The sequence below is a fragment of the Nonomuraea sp. NPDC046570 genome (assembly GCF_040645915.1).
Lineage (GTDB): Bacteria > Actinomycetota > Actinomycetes > Streptosporangiales > Streptosporangiaceae > Nonomuraea.
Genome location: NZ_JBEYZF010000010.1, coordinates 12,005 through 31,636 on the forward strand (window position 1 = coordinate 12,005; position 19,632 = coordinate 31,636).

A 19,632-nucleotide genomic window follows, 5' to 3' on the forward strand; every position below is an offset into this window, starting at 1 on the left:
GTGGGTTCTCACGGAAACTTGATGGAGAACGGTTCGTAGGCCCAGTTCTTGAAGGCGATCGTCGGCTGTGGTTTCCGGTCCTTGAGCGGGGTGGAGTAGGCGATGCCCTTCAGCCTTCCCTCGCGCAGCGCCTTGGCCAGGATGCGCGCCCAGTCCCGGCCGGCCTGGCCGCCTTCGGCGTACAGCCGCTGGATGTTGCCGATGACCCAGAGGGCCTCCATCTGGCCCTTGGCCAGCCGGGCGTCGCCGCCCTTGTACTCCAGGAGGTAGATGTCCCCGACGTCGACATTCGCGCCCTTCAGCATGATGTCGTCGAAGCCCTGGCCGTAGCGTCCCTGCTTGATGGGGTTGTCGAAGCCGATGAGGCGTTTGTCCTTCAGTGCTTCCGCCCGGCCTCCGGCCACGCCGTGGTCGTGGGACTCGTCGCGGCGGGCCATCAGCAGTTTCGGGTCGCCCTGTGGCGGGAGCTTGGTGATGCCCTTGTCGCCGTTGAGGAACCTGACCCAGGCGTTGAGGTCGCCCGCGGTCTTGACGCCTTCGATCTGGTTGATGGCGTCGCTGAGCGAGGTTCGCCGGTCGTGGAAGTACTTCTTCAGTGCCGCTTCGTCGTATTCGCCGGTCTCCGCCAGCCGGCCCAGCAGCTTGTCCAGCCGGGCGACCTGTTCCGGCGTGACCTCCGGCGGGAAGCAGGGGGAGGCGCACTTCTTCAGCGCCGAGGCGGCCAGCGGCTGGTCGGCGAGTGCCCGGCGCAGGTTCTCGTCGGAGCGGAGCCGAGCCTCGGAGTCGGGGTCCATCCGTCCCAGGCGGTTCAGTTCACTATCGACGCGTGCCTTGTCCACGGGTCCGGAAGGCTCCGGCCTGCGGGGACCGCCTGGTGTCTCGTCCAGCAGCCCGCCGTGCTTGCCGGTCAGCGCCTCGGCCCGCGCCTGGTGGGCCCGCTCCACGAGCGCGCCGCCGACGACCAGACCGGCACTGATCATGCTCTGGCCGATCAGCATGAGCAGGGCGGAGGCCCGCTCGCCGGGGCTGAGCCGGGAGAGCTGCTCCAGTTGGGCGACGAACTGCGCGCCCATCAGGATGCCGCCCGCCGCGTCCGCGCCGAATCCGACGATCAGCAGCGCCTTGCCCACCCGGGTCATCCGCAGGGAGGTGGCGCCCAGGCGTCCGAGACCTATGACGCCGCCGGCGATGTTGACGATTTCGAGGGCGTTCTCCAGGTCGAGCTCGAAGGTGCCCGCGTCCACCCGCTTGGCGACGCGGTACGCCGAAGGAACCGCGCCGACCAGCCCGATCGGGATCAGCAGCGCCATCGACGCGCCCCCGGTGAACGGCGCGGCCGCGACCGCGGCGATCGACAGGACCGTCGACAGGTTCTCCACCGACTCGGAGAGCAGGCTGCCCAGGCTCGCCTCGATCCGGATCGTGCGCACCGTTCCGCCGAGCCCGATCGCCACCCGGCCCCGGCCGTACCCGTGGATGCCCTCCAGGAGATTCCGCACGCCGTCGGCGATGGCGTCCTCGCGGGTCTTGCCCACGCCGGTCTCGTCGCCGCTCTTGGGGGTGGTCACGTCGGAGATGTAGACCTGGGCTCTGCCCTTGGCCGACGGCCGGTCGGCGACCTCCAGGGTCAGCGCCATCGTCCGGCCGAGGTCGCTGACGAATCTCGCGTTCAGCGGCTCGGCGTCGCCGATCTTGCGCCGGGCGCGCAGCGCGATGGTCTTCTCCAGCCTCTCCTGCTCCTCGGTGGCCGCCTCCAGGTCGCCGTTCTCGGTCCCGGCCTTGATGGCGGCGATGCGCTTGGCGTTGTCGGCGCGTCGCCGCTCCAGCCGCTCGCCGAGGGGGGCGACGGCCAGTCGCAGCCCGTCGAGTTCCGTCGTGATCTCCGCGCGTTCGTCGGCGGTGAGGGCGGCCTGGCCGAGCCTGGCCGCCAGTTCCTTGATCCGTTTGAGGGTCTGTTCCCGGCTGTCGCGCGCGGCGGTGACGCCCGCTGTCGCCATCTCGTCCGGCTCGCGGGCCAGTACCGGGAGGTAGGCCACGCTCGGGGCCCGCACGATCGCCTCCCCTCCGCCGCGCACCTGCGACATCGCGGCTCTGACCAGGTACAGGCCGGGGCCGGGGAAGGTGACGAGCTTCTGGTCCGACGGCATGGTCAGGACATCCAGGGCGAGGCGGATGCCCGTCCCGATGTACCGGAGGATGGCGTTGGCCTGGATCAGTTGCAGGGCGCCGACGCCCACCGGCCCGAGGTCGCCCGTGATCGAGTCGATGGCGCGCCGGACGTCGGCCTTGGCGTAGGCCGTGGCCCGGCCGAAGCGTACGGCCGCGGCCTCGCCGGTCCGGATCTTCTCGCCGCGCAGCTTGGTCGCGTCGGCCGGTTCGCCGATCTTCTCGTCCGGGATCCGGACGCGCTCCCAGGTGAACGCGTAGCGGCCGAGCGCCTCGTACACGGACGGGAACTGCACCTCCATGCGCATCCGGTGATCGGTGCCGAGCGCGGCGTCGAACAGCGGCGGCGCCACGTCCGGGATCGCCGACAGCAGCGCCGGGAACGCCGAGGCGTTCGCCGTGGCAGGCTGGTCGCGGAGCTGCTCGTCGCCTCGCGAGCCACCGGCCAGCCGGTTCACGAACCCGGCGTAGCGCCTGAGCAGCTCGGCCCGGTCGGCGGAGTACGCCTCGGCGTCCCGCGCCAGGTCCGGCTGGGTCCGCGCGTATCCGAGGAAGAGGACCGCGGCGCCGGTGTGGCGCAGCCGGGTCGGCGGCCGGCCCTTGCCCGCGCTGGTCAGGTCCCACATGGCCGTGTAGGCCTCGGCCGCGTCCTTGTGCGCCGCCAGGCCGACGTCCATGCGGATCGCTTCAAGGACCATCGCCGGTTGGTACAGCGCGTCGATGATCTGGTTGACCGTCTCCGCGCCCGCGACGCGGTCGCTCTCCGACCCCGCGCGCGCCTTGCTCAGCTGTTCCGCGTAGCTCCGCAGCAGTTCCCCCTGCTGGGCCAGCTCCCGCTCGAAGATCGAGCGGGTGTACCAGGCGGGCAGCGGGTTGCCGCTCGCCTTGACCATCGAGACGAAGTCCGCCCACAGGTCGATTCCGGCGGCGCCGAGGGTGAGCAGTTCCTGCTGCTGGGTGGAGAGCTGGAGCTGGAGCTTCTTCTTGCGGAGGAAGCCGATCAGGGCGAGCGCGGGCCGGATCAGCAGCGTGATCGTGCCCACGGGTTCGCCGCCCTTGGCGTCGCGGCGGTCCAGGAAGCCGCCCGTGCGCTCGAAGTTGCCCTTGCCGAGCTCCGCGTACGCCTCGCGGCCCAGGTCCGGGTCGTACCCGGGGCCCACGAGCCGCTCCAGCACGAGCCCCATGAGCTGCGGGCCCTTGGGGCCCGGCCGGTAGGTGAGGGTGTCGGGCGGTTCGAGGACGAGGCCGCTGAGGGAGACCGTCAGCGCGACCCGCGACGGCCGCTGCTCCGCTTCGTCGCTCTGCCGCTGAACGCGACCGGCCATCGGCGCCAGCTCCGCCGGTCGGCCGCCGGCCAGCAGGGCGTCCGCGGCGGCCTCCGCCTGCCGTTCGTGTACGCCTCCGCTGGGCGCGATGCCGTCCGGCGCGGACTGGACGCCGGGGCCCGCGCCGGACTGCTGGACGACGTGCGCGAGTTCGTGGGCGAGCAGGTGACGGCCCTGAGCGGTGTGCGGGGCGTGTCGTCCGGCGCCGAAGACGATGTCACGGCCGACGGTGTAGGCGCACGCGTTCACCGCGCCGGCCGCGAGCGCGGCCTGCGCGTCGTCGTGCACGCGGACGTGCCCGAAGTCGTACCCGAAGTGCTCCTCCATCTCCTCCCGGACGCCCGGGTCCAGGGCCTGGCCTCCCCCGCCGGCCACCTGGCGGACGATCGGCGGCACCGCCGTCACCGCGCGCGACGGCGTGTCCTCACACCGCTGCACGGCGGCGCTCCGGCAGTCGGCGCACGGGTGGCCCTTCTCCTCGCACGCGCACTCCTGGCGCTGCACGACCGGCGCGGTCCCCCGGCCCAGCAGCCGCAGCGCCGCCCGGTTGCCGAGACCGCCCCGCGAACCCGGAACCGGGTCGGCCGACCGAGCTCCGGGCGGACGGCCTCCGCCGTGCTCGATTCCGGTGGACTCCGGCGCCCGGCCACGCGCGAGCCCCCGCATCACGACCCCTTGTCCGCCGCGGCCGCACCGCTCCGGATGGCCTTCCGCCTCCTCGGCGGAGCGGGCTCGATCTCTTCCGGTACGGCTTCCGCCTCCGTGCTCGGCGGCGGGTAGTCGCGATCCGTGCCGCCGCACCGACCCGGGGTGTCACGACTCGATGAGACGATGCGCCGGCACGAGCAGTTGTCGATCTTGGTGATCGTGCCGTCCTCGTCGGCCGTCACCTCGGCCAGGACCACCCACGGACTGTCGGGAGGCGCCGGGCAGGCGGGATTGCCGCTCTGGGGCTCCCCGCCGGGGGGCTGGTGCGAGGCGGGACAGCTGTCCAGGATCCCGAACTCGTAGCCGTCCCGGAAGCGGGAGTACTCGCAGGCGAGCTGGTCACAGTCGCAGCCCGCCGGTTGGGCGTGGATCGGGCGGGCCCGGTGTTCGCGGTAGCGGATCGCGACGTACAGGGGGCCGGTCCGGTCCTTGACGTACACCTCGGCACACCACGGATCGGTGCCGACTTCCCCGCGCAGCGGCACCTCGCAGGCCTGGTCGACGACGATCTCGTCGCCGTACGGGCCCAGGACGTAGCCGGGCTCCACCCGCACCAGCCACGGCTCGTTCCCCCCGGTCCGGGCCGGGACGACGCACACCAGCGCGCCGCACACCACGCCCCAGCCGTGCAGGTACCGGTTGTGGCGCCGCATCCGGTCGCGGAAGTAGTCCGCCTCCAGTGTCAGGTCGTCGGGGGTGATGAGCTGGCGGGGGAAGTAGCGCGGGCGTTCCAGGGTGTCGGATCCCGCCTGCCCCGTGCCGTCCTGCCCGCAGCAGGCCGAGTACCCGGTGGTGGTCGTGTGGTGCATGGGCCCTCCTCGGAGTTCGATGGTCAGCGCCGCCGGCCGTTGTCCGGGCGGCTCTCCTCGACGATCCGGGTGAGGATGTCGAAGAGGACGGCGTTGCCGAAGACGACCGGACGGATCTCGATGTCGACGTCCTGGATGACGCAACCGTCGTCGTCGCGGCGCAGCCGCAGGTTGGCCAGCGGGACGCAGGGGTCGCGGGGCGGGTCCGGGCACTCGCGGGTGACCCAGCGGGCGAGCGCGCCGTAGTCGATCTCGCCGTGCCGCAGGACGTCGGGGAAGCGGCAGCTCACCTCCACCGGGTCGGCGCATCCCGGCTCGAACCCGATGGAGTACTGCTCGCGGATCGCGCCGGGTGCGCACGGCGTCGCGGTGGAGCAGTCCCCCGCGAGCACCGCGACCGGGTCACCGTCGCACTCCTGGTAGCAGAGCGTCACCGTGACGCACGGGTCGTCCTCGTGGTCGGGGCGACGCCGGGGTCCCGCCGACGTGTCCGCCTCGGGTTCCTCCGCACACACCCTGTCGATGAGCGCGGCGGGGATGGCCACCGGGGCGCTGTCAGCCGGGACGATGATCTCGCGGCCCCACCCGTCGATCGCCACACCGGAGGTGACGATCACCGTGCACGGGTCGTCGCCCTGGACGACGTCGAGGCCGCACACCACCCCCGTGCCCACGACCATCCGGTTCAGCAGGCGGCGCATGGCGATGCCGTACGCCGTCTCCAGCTCGAAGTGGTAGACGTCCATCATCTTGCCGTGGAAGAACCGGTTGCGGCGTGGCGTGGCCAGCCCGCCGCGCCACTCCATGCGGGTCCTTCTGGTTCCTTGCATCGCTTCTCCTGTCACGATCCCAGCACTGTGGTCACGCCGATCCGGGCGCGCTCGCCGACCCGCCCCGGCGGTTCGCCGCCGAGAACGAACGCCTCGCCGAGCACCGCGCCGTCGTCCAGGCGGGTGGCGGGCGGCTCGCCGCCCACGATGGCGTCCACGCCGACCGTCGCCTGCAGGCCGATCGCGAACCTCGGCTCGACCACGCCGACCCGGCCCATGGTGTGCACGGGCCGCTCCCGGTCGACCAGCTCCCGTACGGCCCGCAGCCGCTCCGGCGAGAACGCGGCCCCCCGGTACACCCGTACGGAGAACCGGTGGGCCACCGACTCGAACAGGGGCGCGCCGAACTCGTCCCCGCTGATGAGGTGCGAGCCGTCCACGACCGCCGTCGAGCCGAGGATCGCCCCCTGCGGCTCGGCCGCGGCCAGCACGGTGGTCAGGCCCAGCACGGACGTCCCGCGCTCCGCCGCCGGGCTCGTCTCCCCGGCAGCGAGCGCCCACCATGCGGATTGCACGATCGGCTCCTCGACCAAGGCGTCCATGCTGGTCGCCCGCCGCAGCGTGGCCCGGAGCCCCGCGGCGGTGCCGCGGTCGGCGGCTTCGGTGAGGGCGTGGGCGACCGCGTCCCGCAGTTCCGCCTCGGTCCAGGTGGGCGACAGCTCCAGCCCCACCCAGCGGGCCAGCTCGGCGAGGAACGGGCCGGGCGCGGCGGCCGGGCTCAGCAGCCGCCCGAGATCGGCCACCTCGGCCTCGACCTCGCCGAAGAGGCTCTCCACGAGAGCCAGGTAGCGGGGCAGGAATCCGGTCTGCTCGGGCTCGGGCCGGTAGATGGCGGGCAGGTGCTCCAGGTAGCCGGAGTGGTCGAACTCCAGGCGGATCTGCTCGACGGCGGGCGAGCCGGCGCCCTGCCCATCGAAGCGCAGGCCGATCCAGGCCAGGCGGGCCGGGGGCCGGTCGATCAGGTGCTCCCCCAGGTCCGGGGGGCCGGGCGACCAGGCGGGCGCGGGGAAGGGGTCGGGTCCGGCGGGGTCGACGGGGGGCGTGGCGGCGGGGTCATCGGTGGTGTGGATGAAGAACCGGACGTGCGCGCTCTGGGGCGGTGCGGCCATCGTCGCGGCCAGGCGGTGCCAGGTTTTGGCTGCTTCCGTGAAACCGCCGAACGGGCCTCCCCAGGCCGTGCCCCGCCGCACTGACGCGGCGTGCAGCGCCAGCCGTACCGGCGGCTGGTCTGCGCCGGGGTGGACCAGCAGCCCGGCGCTGTGGTCCAGGGCCAGTGCCGCGACCGGGCCGGGGTAGCCCGGCGCGGCGCCCACGAACGAGCCGTCGCGCCGGAGCCTGACGACCCGGCCGCCCTCGGCGGCGTTCTCACCGACGTAGAGCGCGTCTTCGGTCGCCGCGAGCCCCAGCACATCCCCGTCCAGCGGTACGGCGAGCTCGTCGAGCAGGTGGCCGGAGACGTCGGCGACGAGCACGGTCCGGCGTTCGCGGTCGAGGATGTGCACGCGTGCGCCTTCGACGGCGACGGCCACCGGATCGGCCACGGCCGCCTCGGCGGACAGGGTTCGCCAGAAGCCCGGCACCGCCTGGCCGCCCGCGGTGAACTGCTGGACCCGGTGCCGGTCCGCGACGTACACCCGGCCGTCGGGGCCGCCGCCGAGCGCCACGGGGGTGTCGAACCGGCCCCAGACATCGAGCAACTGGAGTGTGGCCAGGTCGAAGAGCAGCACCTGATGCGTGCCCGCGTCGGCGACGAGCAGGGCGTGCCGCTGGGGGTGGGTCAGCAGGCCGCGCGGGTCCGCCGGGCCGGGGTCCGGGAAGCAGGTCAGCGGTTCCACCGTGCCGTCACATCCGTCTGTCCGCAGCACGGCGCCGGGAGCGGTGGTGAACACCGTGCCGTCGGGGGCCACGGTCACGCCCGCGCAGCCGTCCGGTGGTGCGAGCGCGGCGAGGCCGGGCGGTGGCGGGCCGTCCGGCGCGGGCAGCCGGGCAAGGACCAGCCGCCCGTCCACGATCTCGACGTCGTGGCGGGTGAAGTCCGGCCACGCGTCGTCCCGGTTGGCGAACAGGTAGGCGTTCATCCTTCGACGCCCATCCAGCCGACCTGCCACTGCCCCAGCAGCTCGCGCAGATTGGGCGGCTCGGCTCCGCCGTCGCGGATCTCGTCGCTTCCGCCGGACGGAGTGGCGAAGGCCAGCACCAGCACCTGGGCGGTGAACCCTGCCGGGGTCGGGTCCACCACGCTGAGCAGGCCGTCGAGGATCACCTGGCGACTCCCGTCGCCGTCGGGGATCTTGAAGAGGCGGGAGCCGTCGAGCCGGGCGAAGTAGGCGGGCGTGGCCAGGAACTCGCCCGAGCCGGTGGGTATTTTGGCCTGCACACCGCCGACCAGCACATACAGGCCGCGCAGCGCGGCCTCCACGCGGCCGCCCCAGGGGGCCCACTCATCCCAGTGGGTCGGGTCGGCGACACCGCAGGCGATGTGCGGCTGCGTCGGCGGCCGGGCGTTGCGGCGCTGCGCGAGGCTGAGGTCCTTGTCCAGCTTGCACTCGCGGACCGCGATCTCGGTGAGGACGAGGGCGCGCCCGCTGAGGATCTCGGCCTGGTCCTGGGCCGGGCTGCCGTCCGGGTTGAGCGCCACCCAGCAGAAGATCGGCTCCTCGCGCAGCCGTACGGCGCCGCGGGTGTCGCAGGCGCCCTCGCGCAGCTCCACCTCCTCCAGGTCCTCGTCACGCGGGTACCGCACGGTGAGCACATACCGCTGGGGCCTGCCGTCGAGGTCGCCCGCGACGGGCGGCACCGGGAGCGTGCGGCCGCTGGTCAGGACGATCTCGTGGCCTAGGTCGTCGATCGCGTACCCGGCGCCGACGAGGACCTGGCGATCGCCCTTCCGGCCGCTCACCGTGAACCCGGCGCCGATGCCCGGCTGGTGCAGGCTCTGGTTGTGCAGCCAGCGCATCTCGCGGTTGAACGCCTCGATGCTCTGCAGGTCCGAGGCGAGCAGGCGCTGCCCGTCGAAGAAGCGCTGACGCTCGATGGAGCGTGAGGCGTCGATGAAGCTCATGCCGGCCGCCGATCATGTCGCAGGGAGAATGAGCCGTACTCCTGGACGCCGATCCAGGTGACGGCCAGGCCGGCGGCGCGTGTCAGCACCCCGGCCCCGTCCTGTGCCCGGTCCTGGGACGCCGCCCACGGCATCAGCAACCGGTAACTGAACCCGTCCTTGGTGGCCTCGGCCACGTGCCCGAACGGCGTGAGCGGCAGCAGGGGCGCGGCGGAGGTCCACAACGGCCCGCTGATCTGGGCGAAGTAGCACGGCACGGCGGTGAACCCCGCCGCCGAGGTGTCGATCGCGACCTGGACGCCCAGCTCCCGCCACTCCTCGTCGAGCTGTTCCATCCATGGCTGCCACGAGGTCTGGCCCGTGACGGTCGCCCCGTGCCCGATGAGCGGACGCGCCAGCGGCCGGACCCGCGGCGGCCTGAACCCACCACCGGCGTCCCCGGTCGCCAGTGCGACCCCGTGCCGCGCGCTGAACGCCGAGCGCGGCACCCAGCTCAACTTGACCTCGCCGCATCCGCCCCAGGCCAGCACCAGATAGAAGGTCTCCTCCCCCTCCGGTACGGCGACCCGCCGGCCCTCGCGTAGCGGCAGCTCGCGGCCGTGACAGTCGTAGGCGAGTCCCGGCTCGACGGCGGCGAACCCGGCGGCGACGGTGACGGCGAGCCCGGCGGCGACACCGTAGGCGTGGTGCAGCGCCCGGTTGTGCCACCAGCGGACCTGGTCGTCCAACCGCGCCTGATCGGCGAAGTCCCCCAACGCGAGCCGCTCACCCGGCCCGTGCCGCAGGCGCTGCGGCTCCATCGGCGTCGGCGGCTCGTGCCGCAGGTACTGCGGGTCCGTCGGGGTCGGTGGCTTGGTCATGGTGCTCTCCTCGCCTCGATCTCGTGTGGGCCGGAGGCCACCAGGCTGATCGGGCCCAGGCAGAGGTCGCCGCAGCTTGGCGGGCCGCCGTCGGCCGCCAGTTCCAGGGACGCCACATGGGACACGCCCGGAACGCCGTCGAGGACGCCGAGCACCTCGGCGCGGTACACGTCACGGCCGAACGGCCAGCCGGTGCCGTCCGGGCCGCCGGTGAGGGGGTCGAAGAACCGGTCGAGCGCGAGTCGGATGGCCTCCGGCAGGTCAGCGGGCCGAACGCCGGGGGCGGGGACGACCGAGGCGCGGACGGTCACGGTTACGTACACGGGACCGGCCACCTCGACCCTCGTGCCGAGCACCCGCCGCCTGCACAGGTGGGCGGCGACGGCCTGGAGGAGTCCTCGGCTCGGTTCGGGACGGCCCTCCGGGAGGTGTGGGAGGACGAGGACGGTGACGATGCCCGGCGTGGTCAGGCAGGGGAAGCCCGGGTGGAGGTTGGCCCGCGCCTCGGCTCGGGCCAGCCGTACCCCCGGGGTCGCCAGCGCCAGCGCGACATGGTCGTCGAGGGTCACGGCGCGCGTGGACTGCGCCTGCCCGTCGGCGGCCCGCGCAGCGGCCTCGGCCACCGTCTCCTGCGCGGCACCCCCGACGGCGGCCACGACGTTGGTGACGACCAGCCGTGGGGTGGGTGATTGAGGCTGGTTGGGGAGTGATGCGTGGTTGCCTGGTGAGGCGGCTAGGCGGGTGATGGTGCCGGGGGGCAGGTTGCCGTTCTCGGCGTGGGTGAGGTCTGCGGTGAGGAGCAGGGTCGTGCCGGTGGGGGCCACTCGGCCGCGCTCGCCGTCGCCGAGGGTCACCACGCCTGCCGTGGGGTCCACCAGGGCGTGTGCGTCGGCGCGGGTGGAGGCGTCGAAGTCGGCTCGCCACGTCCAGGTGCGCCAGGTTCCGTCTTCCAGGCTGGTCAGGCGGAGGCTGTCCGCGACTACCGGAGCCCCGGGGATCTCGATGCGTTGAGCGGGGCCGCCCGTGCCTCGCTGGACCGCTGCCGCCTCGATCGTCAGCGTACGGGCCTTGGGATCGTAGGCCAGGATCCGGATTGCGGGCCGGTCAGCGGCGGGTGGCGCGAACCCCAGCCGCTCGACCTCGCCATGCGCGTCCAGCGCCAGGTCGAGGGCGGCGTATTCGCCCCGGCTCGGCGGGGTTCCAGTGACCGTCGCCTCTCGGGCGATCCGCAGTGTCGAGACCGCGGGGACCGTCTGCACCACCTCCACCGCGTTCGCGGCCAGGCAGCGCAGCACGGGCGCGGCGTCGTAGGCGCCCCCGGCCAGGCGGACCCTCAGCCACACCAGGGCGTCCTCGCTCCCTGGCAACGCGCGGGCGGCGGCCTTCGCCGGAAGGGTGAGGACCACCCGGCCGTCAAGAGTGAGCCCCCGGGTACCGTCCTCCACAACCATCCGGCTCCACATACCCGGACCGGTCAACAGCTCCCAAACCAACCGCACCGAGTGGTGCCGCGACCGATCCACACCACTCAAGGGACCAGGTTCGGCTACGGCGAACCCGAGGCTGAGGGTGCTGTCCTGTGGCCACGGCGACTGGACGGCGAAGCCGACGTACAGCGCGGATCCAAGCCGGGGATCCGGCCCGAACGGATGCATCGGCTCACCGCGCCGCCAGGCGTCGGTCAGGTCGCTCACGGGCACATCCGCACCACTGAGCACAGGCATGTCCCGGCCACCGAGCACGCCCCTGCCCCCACCACCACCGAGCACGGCCGCGAGTCGCCCCGGCTGGACGGTCAGCCCGTGTGGGGCGCGGAACCGGACCGCCGCCCCGAACGGGTCGAGGCCCTCGAACTCCAGCCCCGGCGGCAGCGCACAAGCCCGCGCCCCGGAGGGCAGGCGCAGGTCCAGGATGGTGCGGGCGGGCCGGGGCGGGTGCGGTGTGACCCCGGCGAGGGCCAGCAGCCGACGCCGGTGCGCGTCGGTCACCTGGTTCACCATGTACAGGTCCAGGTCCGCGACCCAGGCGAACAGCTCCATCAGCGTGACGCCCGGATCGTGCGCGTTGTGGTCCGTCCACGCGGGCGCGTAGAAGGGGATCAGGGCGCGGCCCTCGTCGACGAGGTCCTGCCAGCGCCGGTCGTCCAGGTTGGGCAGTGGCAGCCCGGTCACCATGGTGCCTCCTCCTTCACGCCAGCCTCAGCCGCAGTTCGCCCGCGACCACGGTCCCGTTCGGCGGGATGTCGACCCGCTCGCCGCCGATCCGCCCGTCCACCGACACGGCCAGCCGTTCGACGTGGTCCACGCCGTCCACCCGGTCGAGGACCGCGGCGACGTCGGACAGGTGGACCGCGCGGCCCGGCGGCCAGCCGCCGCCGTCGGGCCCGCCCTGCAGCGGGTGCAGCAGGCGGGCCAGCGCGGCCCTGGCGCGCCGCTCGACCGCGCCCGCCTCGGTGGGGTCGCGGGGGACGATCACGGCGTCGACGTCGACCGGCCGGTAGGAGGGGCCGGTGACGTCGATCCGCCGCAGCGCGGCGACGGTGGCGGGCGCCCGCGCCTCGACATACCTCCGGACGTGTTCGCGCAGTCCGTACGACGGCCACGGGAGCGGGTCGGCGGAGGCCGGGATGATGACGAGGGTGACGTGGCCCGGACGGCGCCCGCCTCCGGCCGGGAAGGCGTGCGCGACGGCGACCGCCGGTGACGCCTCGCGGGCGAGGGTGGCCAGGTCGGTGGCGGCCACCGCCCGGCCTCGGTGCCGCAGCGTCGCGGGACCACGCTCGCGTACGGCCCGCAGCGTCTCGGCGTCGGCGCCCCCTTCGGCCGCGACGGGGTTGGTCACGCCTTGGACGCCGCCGAGCGCCCCCTGAAGCTGGGTGATCGCGTCCACGGGTACGTTGCCGAAGGCGCCGCCGCCGCTCTGGTAGCGCCGGGCGAGGACGGCCGACCCGGCGGGCGGCACCCTGCCGTGCGTGCCGTCGCCGAACCGTAGGCGTCCGCGGGAGCGTTCGAGCGTGTAGTGCCGGTCGCCGGGGCCCGAGCCGAGCAACTGGTCGTGGCCGGTCCACCGTACCCAGATCTCGGTCACCCGCTTGGCGCGGTCGCGGCGCAGCCGCAGCGGGCCGTACTCGACGTCGGCGCCGCCTTCCCCGCCGAGCAGCTTCTCGATCTCCAGGACCGCCCGGCGGCCTTCGGGGAAGAGCTCCAGGGCGACGACCCGCCATTCGACGTCGGCGCGCGGCCCGGCGAGTTCGCGGATCTCGATGTGCTCGCCCGGCAGCACCGGCGCCCGGCGTACGGCGAGGACCTGGCCGGGCAGCCCGGTCCCGGCGCCGACGGGGTCGTCGACGATCGTCTCCTGCTGGACCGCCCAGGTGGCGTTGGGGAACAGGCCGCGGATGGCGGGCGATCCGGGCGGGCCGTCCTCCTTGAGGCGTACCCGCAGCCAGGACCGGGGCACGCCGAACCGCGCCAGGGGCTTGCCGTCGCCGGGGCCGATCAGGCTGACCAGTCCCGGCAGCCGCAGCCGGCGCGTCTCGTCGTCGACGTGCAGGCCGCGCCAGGCGCCGCCGTCCCAGTACTCCCACACCTGCGCGGGCCCGAGCAGGTCGGCGGGGTCCTCGTCGACGTCGAAGAAGAACCCGAGCCGGTCGGCGGGCAGCGGCTTGTCGAACCCCAGGTAGAGCGCGGGCGTGGTGTCGGCCGGAGGGGTGAAGGGCCGGAACGTCCGGCCGGTCCAGATCGCCTCCTCCGTCCTGTCGGTGTGGACGAAGTCGTTGTAGGCCATCACGCTCTCGGGGAAGAACGGGCCGAATGTCCAGGAGTAGCCCAGCTTGAACGATGACAGCGCGGGCGGGCGGCTGACCACGTAGGTGAGGCTGTTGGTCTCCGCGTTCTCGGCGGCCGACTCCTTCCAGGTGACCTTGCGGGTGACGCCGAAGCCGCCGCTGACCAGCCGTACCCGCATCCAGCGGGCTTCGACGCCCGCCACGGTGGCCGGTTCCATGTCGCCGGGCACGATGAGGTGCACGGTGCCGGACGGGGTGGTCGAGGGTGGGTCGAGGTCGGCCGGGTAGCTGGTCGGGGATGTCGCCGGTCCGGGCACGAGCGCCCATTCCCGGCCGTTCCAGTACTCCCAGGCGACCCGGTGCGGCAGCGGGGTCTCGCGGTCGGCCGTGGTCTGGTCCTGGGGGGTCGGCGTGCGGATGTAGCAGATCCGCAGGTCCGCGCCGGGTTTGGTGAACACTTCGGCGGAGGAGAAGTAGAAGACGGAACCCGGCTGCGGTTGCAGGCCGAACGGGTAGAACGGCGCGCTCAGGTCGGCGGGGGAACCGTCGGCGATCCCGTGCTCGGGCGGGAATCCGCCGGTGATCTCCGGTGGCTCCCCGACCGGGGTGGTCAGGCCGATCTCGCGGGTGATGACCGTGGCCAGCCTGATCCGCTCGACCTCCGGCAGGAGCTGGGCCGGGTCCGGCAGCAGCGGTTCGGTCAGCCGGCCGCGCACCCAGAAGTTCTCGACGCCGCCGACCGTGGTGGGCTTGGTCTCCGCGCAGCCGGTGAGCAGGTGGACGGTGCCGTTCCGGCGGAACCGCGCGGTGCTGTCCTGCTGGGCGGCGGACGCCGTGTCGCAGGCCGCGACGGTGTTCGCGAACGGCCGCCAGATCACGCCGTCCCAGTACTCCCAGATGGAGTCGAGCGGTTCGGAGGCCCCCTGGCTGAGCTCGAACTCCACCGTGACATGGCTTTCGGCGGAGAGCGCGAGCAGGGTGCGGTGCGCCAGGTAGAGGTGGTGCGGCATGTCCTCCAGCTCGGACAGGCGCCAAGGGTGGAAGGGCCGCCCGGCCGTCAGCGCGGGCAGGTGGTCGATCGACTGGTCGCGGCCGGGCCACAGGCTGCGCAGTTCGGCGAGCCCGGCCGACGCCAGGCCCGTCGCGTGCTCGGTCTCGAACACCACCTGGTCGGGCGGCGCCGTCGCCGCGGTGTCGTCCGGCTGCGACGGCTTGGCGGCGAGCCTGGTCCCGGCGGGTACGCGGCTGTCGGCCGCGTTCGGGGCGAGGGTGAAGACCACCGGGGCGCGGGCGGCCTGGGCGGGGATCACCCGGACGCCCAGCAGGTCGAGCAGCACCAGTTGGAGCTTGTCCGGGGCCTGGTTCAGCCGGGTCGTGAGCGCGGCGAGGTAGCGGGCCAGCACCTCGGACAGGGCGACGTCGGGGCCCTGCTCGCCCGGCAGCCACTCGGGCGCGTACCCGGGCCGGCGCGCGAGCAGCGCCGCGACGAAGGCCGCCGCGTCGCGCGGATCGACGACCGGACGGCCGGGTACGGTCACCGCGATGTCCCTTCGTCCAGGTAGAACGGGTACACGAGGTTGTGCAGCGAGTTGGTGGCCCGGACGCGGTAGTGCACCTCGATGTCGAGGCGGCCGGGCAGGGCGGGGTCGGCCGTGACGGTGACGTCGAGGACGTCGATGCGCGCCTCCCAGTCGACCAGCGCCTCGTGGACCCGGGTCCTGATCCGGGTCATCGTGGTGGCGTTGACCGGCTCGAAGACGAAGGCGTCCAGGCCCGCGCCGAAGTCGGGGCGCATCACCCGCTCACCGGGACTGGTGCCGAGGATGATCTGGATGGCCTGGTGGACATCCTCCTCGTACGCGGCCATGGTGACCGCCCCGTCCGCGCGGACCGAGACGGGGAAGCTCCAGCCGGAGCCGAGGAACGCCCGGGGGTCGGTGGGGGGCATCGACTCACCCGCCGATCTGGACGGTGGGCAGACCGGACAGGATCGGCGCGCCGCACCCGGCCAGGTCGCCGACCCGCGCCGCGCCCCGCCCGCCGATCAGGACCGTGAGGCTGCCCAGGACGATCGGGCTCGGCGGGTGCGGCCCGGCCGGTGGCGGCATGGCGCAGGTGTGCGTGTCGCCCATGACGGCGGCGGGCAGTCCGCCGATGAGCACGGTGGGCACGCCGGGCCCGGTGACCGTGCCAGGGTGTCCGGTGGGGTCGAGCACGCGTACGGCTGGCGGCATGGCGTCGTCTCCCTTCGCGAAATCAGTTGATCTTGACGAGCGGGGCGGTGACGTTGCAGACCGTGCCCGACTTCACCGTGGTCGCGGCCACGCCGTTGATCTCGACCGTGCCGCCCTCCAGCGAGATCTTGGGAGCCTTGAGCTCGATGCTGGCGGCCGCGGTGATCGACACCGCCTGTCCCTTGTTGTCCAGGCTGATCCGCACCGTCCCCGCCAGGTTGGTGAGCTCGATCTTGGTGGGATCCATGACGATCTTCTGCTTGGTGGCCGTCGTGATCGTGACGGACTGCAGGAGGTCGTCCAGCACGATCTCGTGACCGCTGCCCGCCCCCACCCCGCTGCGGATGACGCGGGTGGACGGGGCGGTCAACGGATCGGTGACCGGCACCCGGTCGCGGTCGTTCCACAGGCCGCCGACCACGAAGGCGTCCGTGGGGTCGTCCCCGGCCAGCGCCACCAGCACTTCGTCGTGCATTCGCGGCACGTAGAAGAAGCCCGCGCCGTCGCCAGCCCCGATCGCCGTGAGGCGCGCCCACACCTCCTGGTCCAGGGCCGGCAGGCGGACCAGGATCTTGCCCTCCATGAGCAGGTCGACGTTGTTGGTGACCGTGCCCGCCGCGATCCTGACCTCCCGCCGGGGCCCGGCCTCCTCCTGCGCGGCGCTCCGCTCGAACAGCGTCGACATGTCGCTCCCCTTCACCCGATGCCCTGGCCGTTGACCCGGGCCAGCCCGCCCACGCCCTTCGGCGTGGGGATCGAGCCGAACCAGACCTCTTTACGCGCCTCGAACGAGGTCTTGAATCCGCCGCCGTCGATCGTGTGAGTGGCGGAGGTGATCCGGTACAGGCCGCTGAACTGGTCGCCCAGCCCCTGCAGGTCGATCACCCGCCCGGCTTTGACGGCGAGGTTGCCGACCGTGCTCCCGCTCCCGGTCAGGCGGTTGTTCAGCCGCGGCAGCAGCTCGCTGAGCAGCTTCTTGGGCATCGTCGCCGGGCCGACGGCCTCGACCGTGAGCAGCTTGCGCGCCTCGGCGGGCCCGACGACGCCCTCCAGCGCGCCGAGCCCGGGGAAGATCCGCAGGTCGAAGGCGGCCCGGTCGTAGTCCCAGCTCAGGATCACGACCACCTCAGTCTTGATGCTCGGCAGCCACACGCGGGCGGAGACGCCGAGGACCTGCCCCACGGTGGTCAGCCTGGGCGTGAACTCCGACAGCGACTGGCCCCAGGCGAGGCCGACGCTCGGCGCGTAGTCCTGGACGAGGAACTGGAAGCGGAGGACCGAGCCCTGCGGCTCCTGCGTGTGGTCGATGTACATCTCCCAGCCGTTGTCCTTCGCGATCCGGCTGAGGAAGTCGAAGTCGCTCTCCGCCTGCTGCAGGCGCACGCCCTTCTTCGCCTCCAGCGGGCTGACCGCGTACGCCATGACGAGGGTGAGGAACGACAGCGCGGCGCCGACCGGGTCGTTGAGCGGGACCAGCAGGTTGGTGGCCGACACCAGCGAGGTGACCAGGGCGTCCGGCAGCGGGAAGTGCCCGATGGCCGGCAGGTTCAGCATGAACCCCCGGTCCTTGGTGCCGATGGTGAGCCGCTGGAGGAAGTCGTGCGCGACGATGGTCAGCGTGGGCATGCCGCCGTTGGGGAACGACGCGTTGATGCCGGTGATCTCGCCGACGAAGACCCGTTCCAGTGGGTCGGGGGCGTAGCCGAGCGCCAGTGTGAAGCCGTTGTCGACCTGCAGCAGCGGGTGGTCCAGCCAGCGCAGGTCCGGGTTGGCGACGGAGATCTCCACCCGGTCGGCGCCCTGGATGCCGTCGGTGTGGCTGATCCGGCTGACGCAGCCGCGCAGCGCGGGCGGGATCGGCTCCCCGTCGATCTCTATGCGGTACTCGGGGGCGTAGGCGGGGAATCTGGCCATTCAGCGCACCACCTCGCCGGTCTCCGGGTCGTTGAAGGGCAGGGCCGGGATGCGCAGCACCAGTCCGGCGGCGAGCGCGCGGGGGTCGGCCAGCGCGTTGGCGAGCGCGATCGGCCGCCACAGCCGCGGATCGTCGTAGTAGCGGGCGGACAGCCCGCTCAGCGTCTCCCCGTCCACCACGGCATGGAACTTCGAGAAGTCGGCGGTCTGGCGGCCGACCTCCTTCGCCTCCCGCTCCGGGTCGATCACCCGGTTGAAGGTGACCGAGACGCGGGCCCGCACGGGACGGCCGTCGTCGGCGAACATCTGGAACTTCTGGCCCGCCCGCACCAGGACGCAGTGGAAGTCGAGGCTCCCCCACTGCACCCGCAGCACCGGCGGCGCGTGCAGCTCCTTGTCGATGTCCAGCAGCCGGACCACCTGCCCCGTCAGCTCCCTGACGTCCCGTTTGGGCAGGCTGTCGGTGTCCCAGGTGTCGAACAGCAGCTCCATCTCAAGGGTCTGCGTGTTGCCGTTGACGAACTGGACGATCGGCCCCGACAGGCCCGGGATCGCCTGCGTGGCGAAGGCGTTGTCCTGGTTGAGGGTGTACTCCTCCGGATTGAAGGGCAGGAACACGACCTCGCCCGTGTGGACCACGGTCACCTGCAGTTTCGTCAGCGCCATCGCGTGTCCCGTCCAGATTCAGAAGGCCCGGCCCAACCGCTCGCGCTGAGCGATCAGGCGATCGTCGAGCCGGTTGACGATCTGGTCCGCGAGCCGTTCCAAATCCACCGGTACGGCTCCGCCCTGCGCGGCCCCCGGGCCCGTCGCGGGCTCCTGCCCTCCTCCCGGCCGTGACCACGGTCCGGCGGGCGAACGCCCCTGGACGGCGGCGGGAGCAGACACGAAGGGTGCCCCGGAAGGGGATGCGGCGAACGGCGCGGCGTGCACCATGCCAGGCATGGGCTGCCGTCCGGCAGGCCGCTCGACCCGCTGGTACCCCTGCGCCACCCTGGCCACCAGCTCACCGAGCATCCGGCCCACCACACCACCGGACCCCATACCGGCCCGGCCCTCCGGCAGCCCTCGGACCACGCCTCCGGCCGCCGCCCCCCGCACGAAGACCACGCGCGACAGGCCATGCCGTGGCGGATGGACCACGGCAGGAGGCAGGCCACCTGGGGCGGCGGCCCCAAGGCGGTAGGTCACGGAGCCGAGGCGGTGGGTCACGTGCCGTACCTGAACGGCGGAGCCGAGGCTCGCGGGTCGCTGGGCCTCGACGGTCAGGCGCGGGCGGGCGGGAGAGAGCCGCGCGGCCCCGGCGGGCCGCCACATCCGGAGAAACGCCAGATCCGGGGTACGGCGGGCGCGCTCCAGCCGCCCCCGGCCGCGAGTGCGCTCGCGGGCCCACGCCAGCCAGCGGTTCTGCCTCACGTCGGCGTCCCTTCGTTGATCCGGTGGTTGATGGCGGAGACCTCGGCGACCCACTGACGGCGGTCCGCATGTTCCAGGTTCATGACCGACTCGATGGGCCAGTGGAAGTGATAAGCGATGAAAGCTACCTCCTCGTACAGCGCCTTGAGGGGGTAGCTCAGAACCCCCCCGAGCCGTTCACCGCCGACGCGAAGCGGTGCTCACACTGCGGGCACGAGGTCTCGGCGGCGGCGCCGTGCTGGTTGGCCTGGTTGTAGAGCTCCTGAAGGAAGGCCAGGTCGGCGGCGTACAGTCCTTCGATGACCTTCGGGGTGATCTGCGGGACCGTGCCCAGCGACGTGATCACCCGCGACAGGATGATGACGATGAGGTACGCCTCGTTCTGCCGCACGCGGGGGTCGCGGAGCGGGTGGATCTCGTCGGCCGCCGTGGCCAGGCGCATGGTTCCGTGCCGGTGCAGCGTCCCGTCGTCGTCGGCATAGCCGAGCGGGAGGGTGAACTCGCGTTCCGTCTGGAACATGC

Annotated in this window: 16 protein-coding genes; all 16 read right to left on the reverse strand. The window is 72.9% G+C overall.

The features are described 5' to 3' along the window. Window positions 1-8 precede the first annotated feature (8 nt). From ABZ911_RS17815 to ABZ911_RS17890, 16 genes are read right to left on the reverse strand one after another with little or no spacing between them, the layout of a single operon-like run. On the reverse strand, window positions 9-4,157 hold the full coding sequence (locus ABZ911_RS17815) for a DUF4157 domain-containing protein (RefSeq protein WP_358056429.1): 4,149 nt from the start codon (window positions 4,155-4,157) through the stop codon (window positions 9-11). After that, window positions 4,157-5,008 carry a hypothetical protein gene (locus tag ABZ911_RS17820; protein WP_358056431.1) on the reverse strand — a complete coding sequence of 284 codons (852 nt, stop codon included), beginning with the start codon at window positions 5,006-5,008 and terminating at the stop codon, window positions 4,157-4,159. Before ABZ911_RS17820 ends, ABZ911_RS17815 begins: the two co-directional genes overlap by 1 nt. Window positions 5,009-5,031: 23 nt before the next feature. Further along, window positions 5,032-5,838, reverse strand: coding sequence for a hypothetical protein (locus tag ABZ911_RS17825; protein ID WP_358056433.1), 807 nt, complete (start codon window positions 5,836-5,838; stop codon window positions 5,032-5,034). 11 nt (window positions 5,839-5,849) lie between these two features. Beyond that, complete coding sequence (locus ABZ911_RS17830; protein WP_358056435.1) at window positions 5,850-7,916, reverse strand: phage tail protein; 2,067 nt, start codon at window positions 7,914-7,916, stop codon at window positions 5,850-5,852. Beyond that, window positions 7,913-8,899 (reverse strand): hypothetical protein, encoded by a 987-nt coding sequence (locus ABZ911_RS17835; protein ID WP_358056437.1) that lies wholly within the window; start codon window positions 8,897-8,899, stop codon window positions 7,913-7,915. Before ABZ911_RS17835 ends, ABZ911_RS17830 begins: the two co-directional genes overlap by 4 nt. Next, entirely contained in the window at window positions 8,896-9,759 is an 864-nt protein-coding gene (locus ABZ911_RS17840; RefSeq protein WP_358056439.1) for a hypothetical protein, read from the reverse strand. The genes ABZ911_RS17835 and ABZ911_RS17840 overlap by 4 nt, the downstream gene beginning before the upstream one ends. Beyond that, window positions 9,756-11,933 carry a putative baseplate assembly protein gene (locus tag ABZ911_RS17845; RefSeq protein WP_358056441.1) on the reverse strand — a complete coding sequence of 726 codons (2,178 nt, stop codon included), beginning with the start codon at window positions 11,931-11,933 and terminating at the stop codon, window positions 9,756-9,758. Before ABZ911_RS17845 ends, ABZ911_RS17840 begins: the two co-directional genes overlap by 4 nt. Window positions 11,934-11,946: 13 nt before the next feature. Continuing rightward, window positions 11,947-15,084, reverse strand: coding sequence for a putative baseplate assembly protein (locus tag ABZ911_RS17850; protein WP_358056443.1), 3,138 nt, complete (start codon window positions 15,082-15,084; stop codon window positions 11,947-11,949). Further along, window positions 15,081-15,494, reverse strand: a complete 414-nt coding sequence (locus ABZ911_RS17855; protein ID WP_358056445.1) for a GPW/gp25 family protein — start codon at window positions 15,492-15,494, stop codon at window positions 15,081-15,083. Before ABZ911_RS17855 ends, ABZ911_RS17850 begins: the two co-directional genes overlap by 4 nt. A 4-nt stretch (window positions 15,495-15,498) precedes the next feature. Further along, window positions 15,499-15,780, reverse strand: coding sequence for a PAAR domain-containing protein (locus tag ABZ911_RS17860; RefSeq protein WP_358056447.1), 282 nt, complete (start codon window positions 15,778-15,780; stop codon window positions 15,499-15,501). 22 nt (window positions 15,781-15,802) lie between these two features. Then, window positions 15,803-16,465 carry a phage baseplate assembly protein V gene (locus ABZ911_RS17865; RefSeq protein ID WP_358056449.1) on the reverse strand — a complete coding sequence of 221 codons (663 nt, stop codon included), beginning with the start codon at window positions 16,463-16,465 and terminating at the stop codon, window positions 15,803-15,805. A gap of 11 nt (window positions 16,466-16,476) precedes the next feature. Then, window positions 16,477-17,694, reverse strand: a complete 1,218-nt coding sequence (locus ABZ911_RS17870; protein ID WP_358056451.1) for a hypothetical protein — start codon at window positions 17,692-17,694, stop codon at window positions 16,477-16,479. Further along, window positions 17,695-18,360: a hypothetical protein gene (locus ABZ911_RS17875; protein WP_358056453.1), complete on the reverse strand. Its 666-nt coding sequence runs from the start codon at window positions 18,358-18,360 to the stop codon at window positions 17,695-17,697. A gap of 18 nt (window positions 18,361-18,378) precedes the next feature. Beyond that, window positions 18,379-19,110 carry a hypothetical protein gene (locus tag ABZ911_RS17880; protein ID WP_358056455.1) on the reverse strand — a complete coding sequence of 244 codons (732 nt, stop codon included), beginning with the start codon at window positions 19,108-19,110 and terminating at the stop codon, window positions 18,379-18,381. Continuing rightward, on the reverse strand, window positions 19,107-19,271 hold the full coding sequence (locus tag ABZ911_RS17885) for a DUF6760 family protein (RefSeq protein WP_358056870.1): 165 nt from the start codon (window positions 19,269-19,271) through the stop codon (window positions 19,107-19,109). Before ABZ911_RS17885 ends, ABZ911_RS17880 begins: the two co-directional genes overlap by 4 nt. Beyond that, window positions 19,268-19,630 (reverse strand): phage tail assembly protein, encoded by a 363-nt coding sequence (locus ABZ911_RS17890; protein ID WP_358056457.1) that lies wholly within the window; start codon window positions 19,628-19,630, stop codon window positions 19,268-19,270. Before ABZ911_RS17890 ends, ABZ911_RS17885 begins: the two co-directional genes overlap by 4 nt. Between the last annotated feature and the right edge of the window lie 2 nt (window positions 19,631-19,632).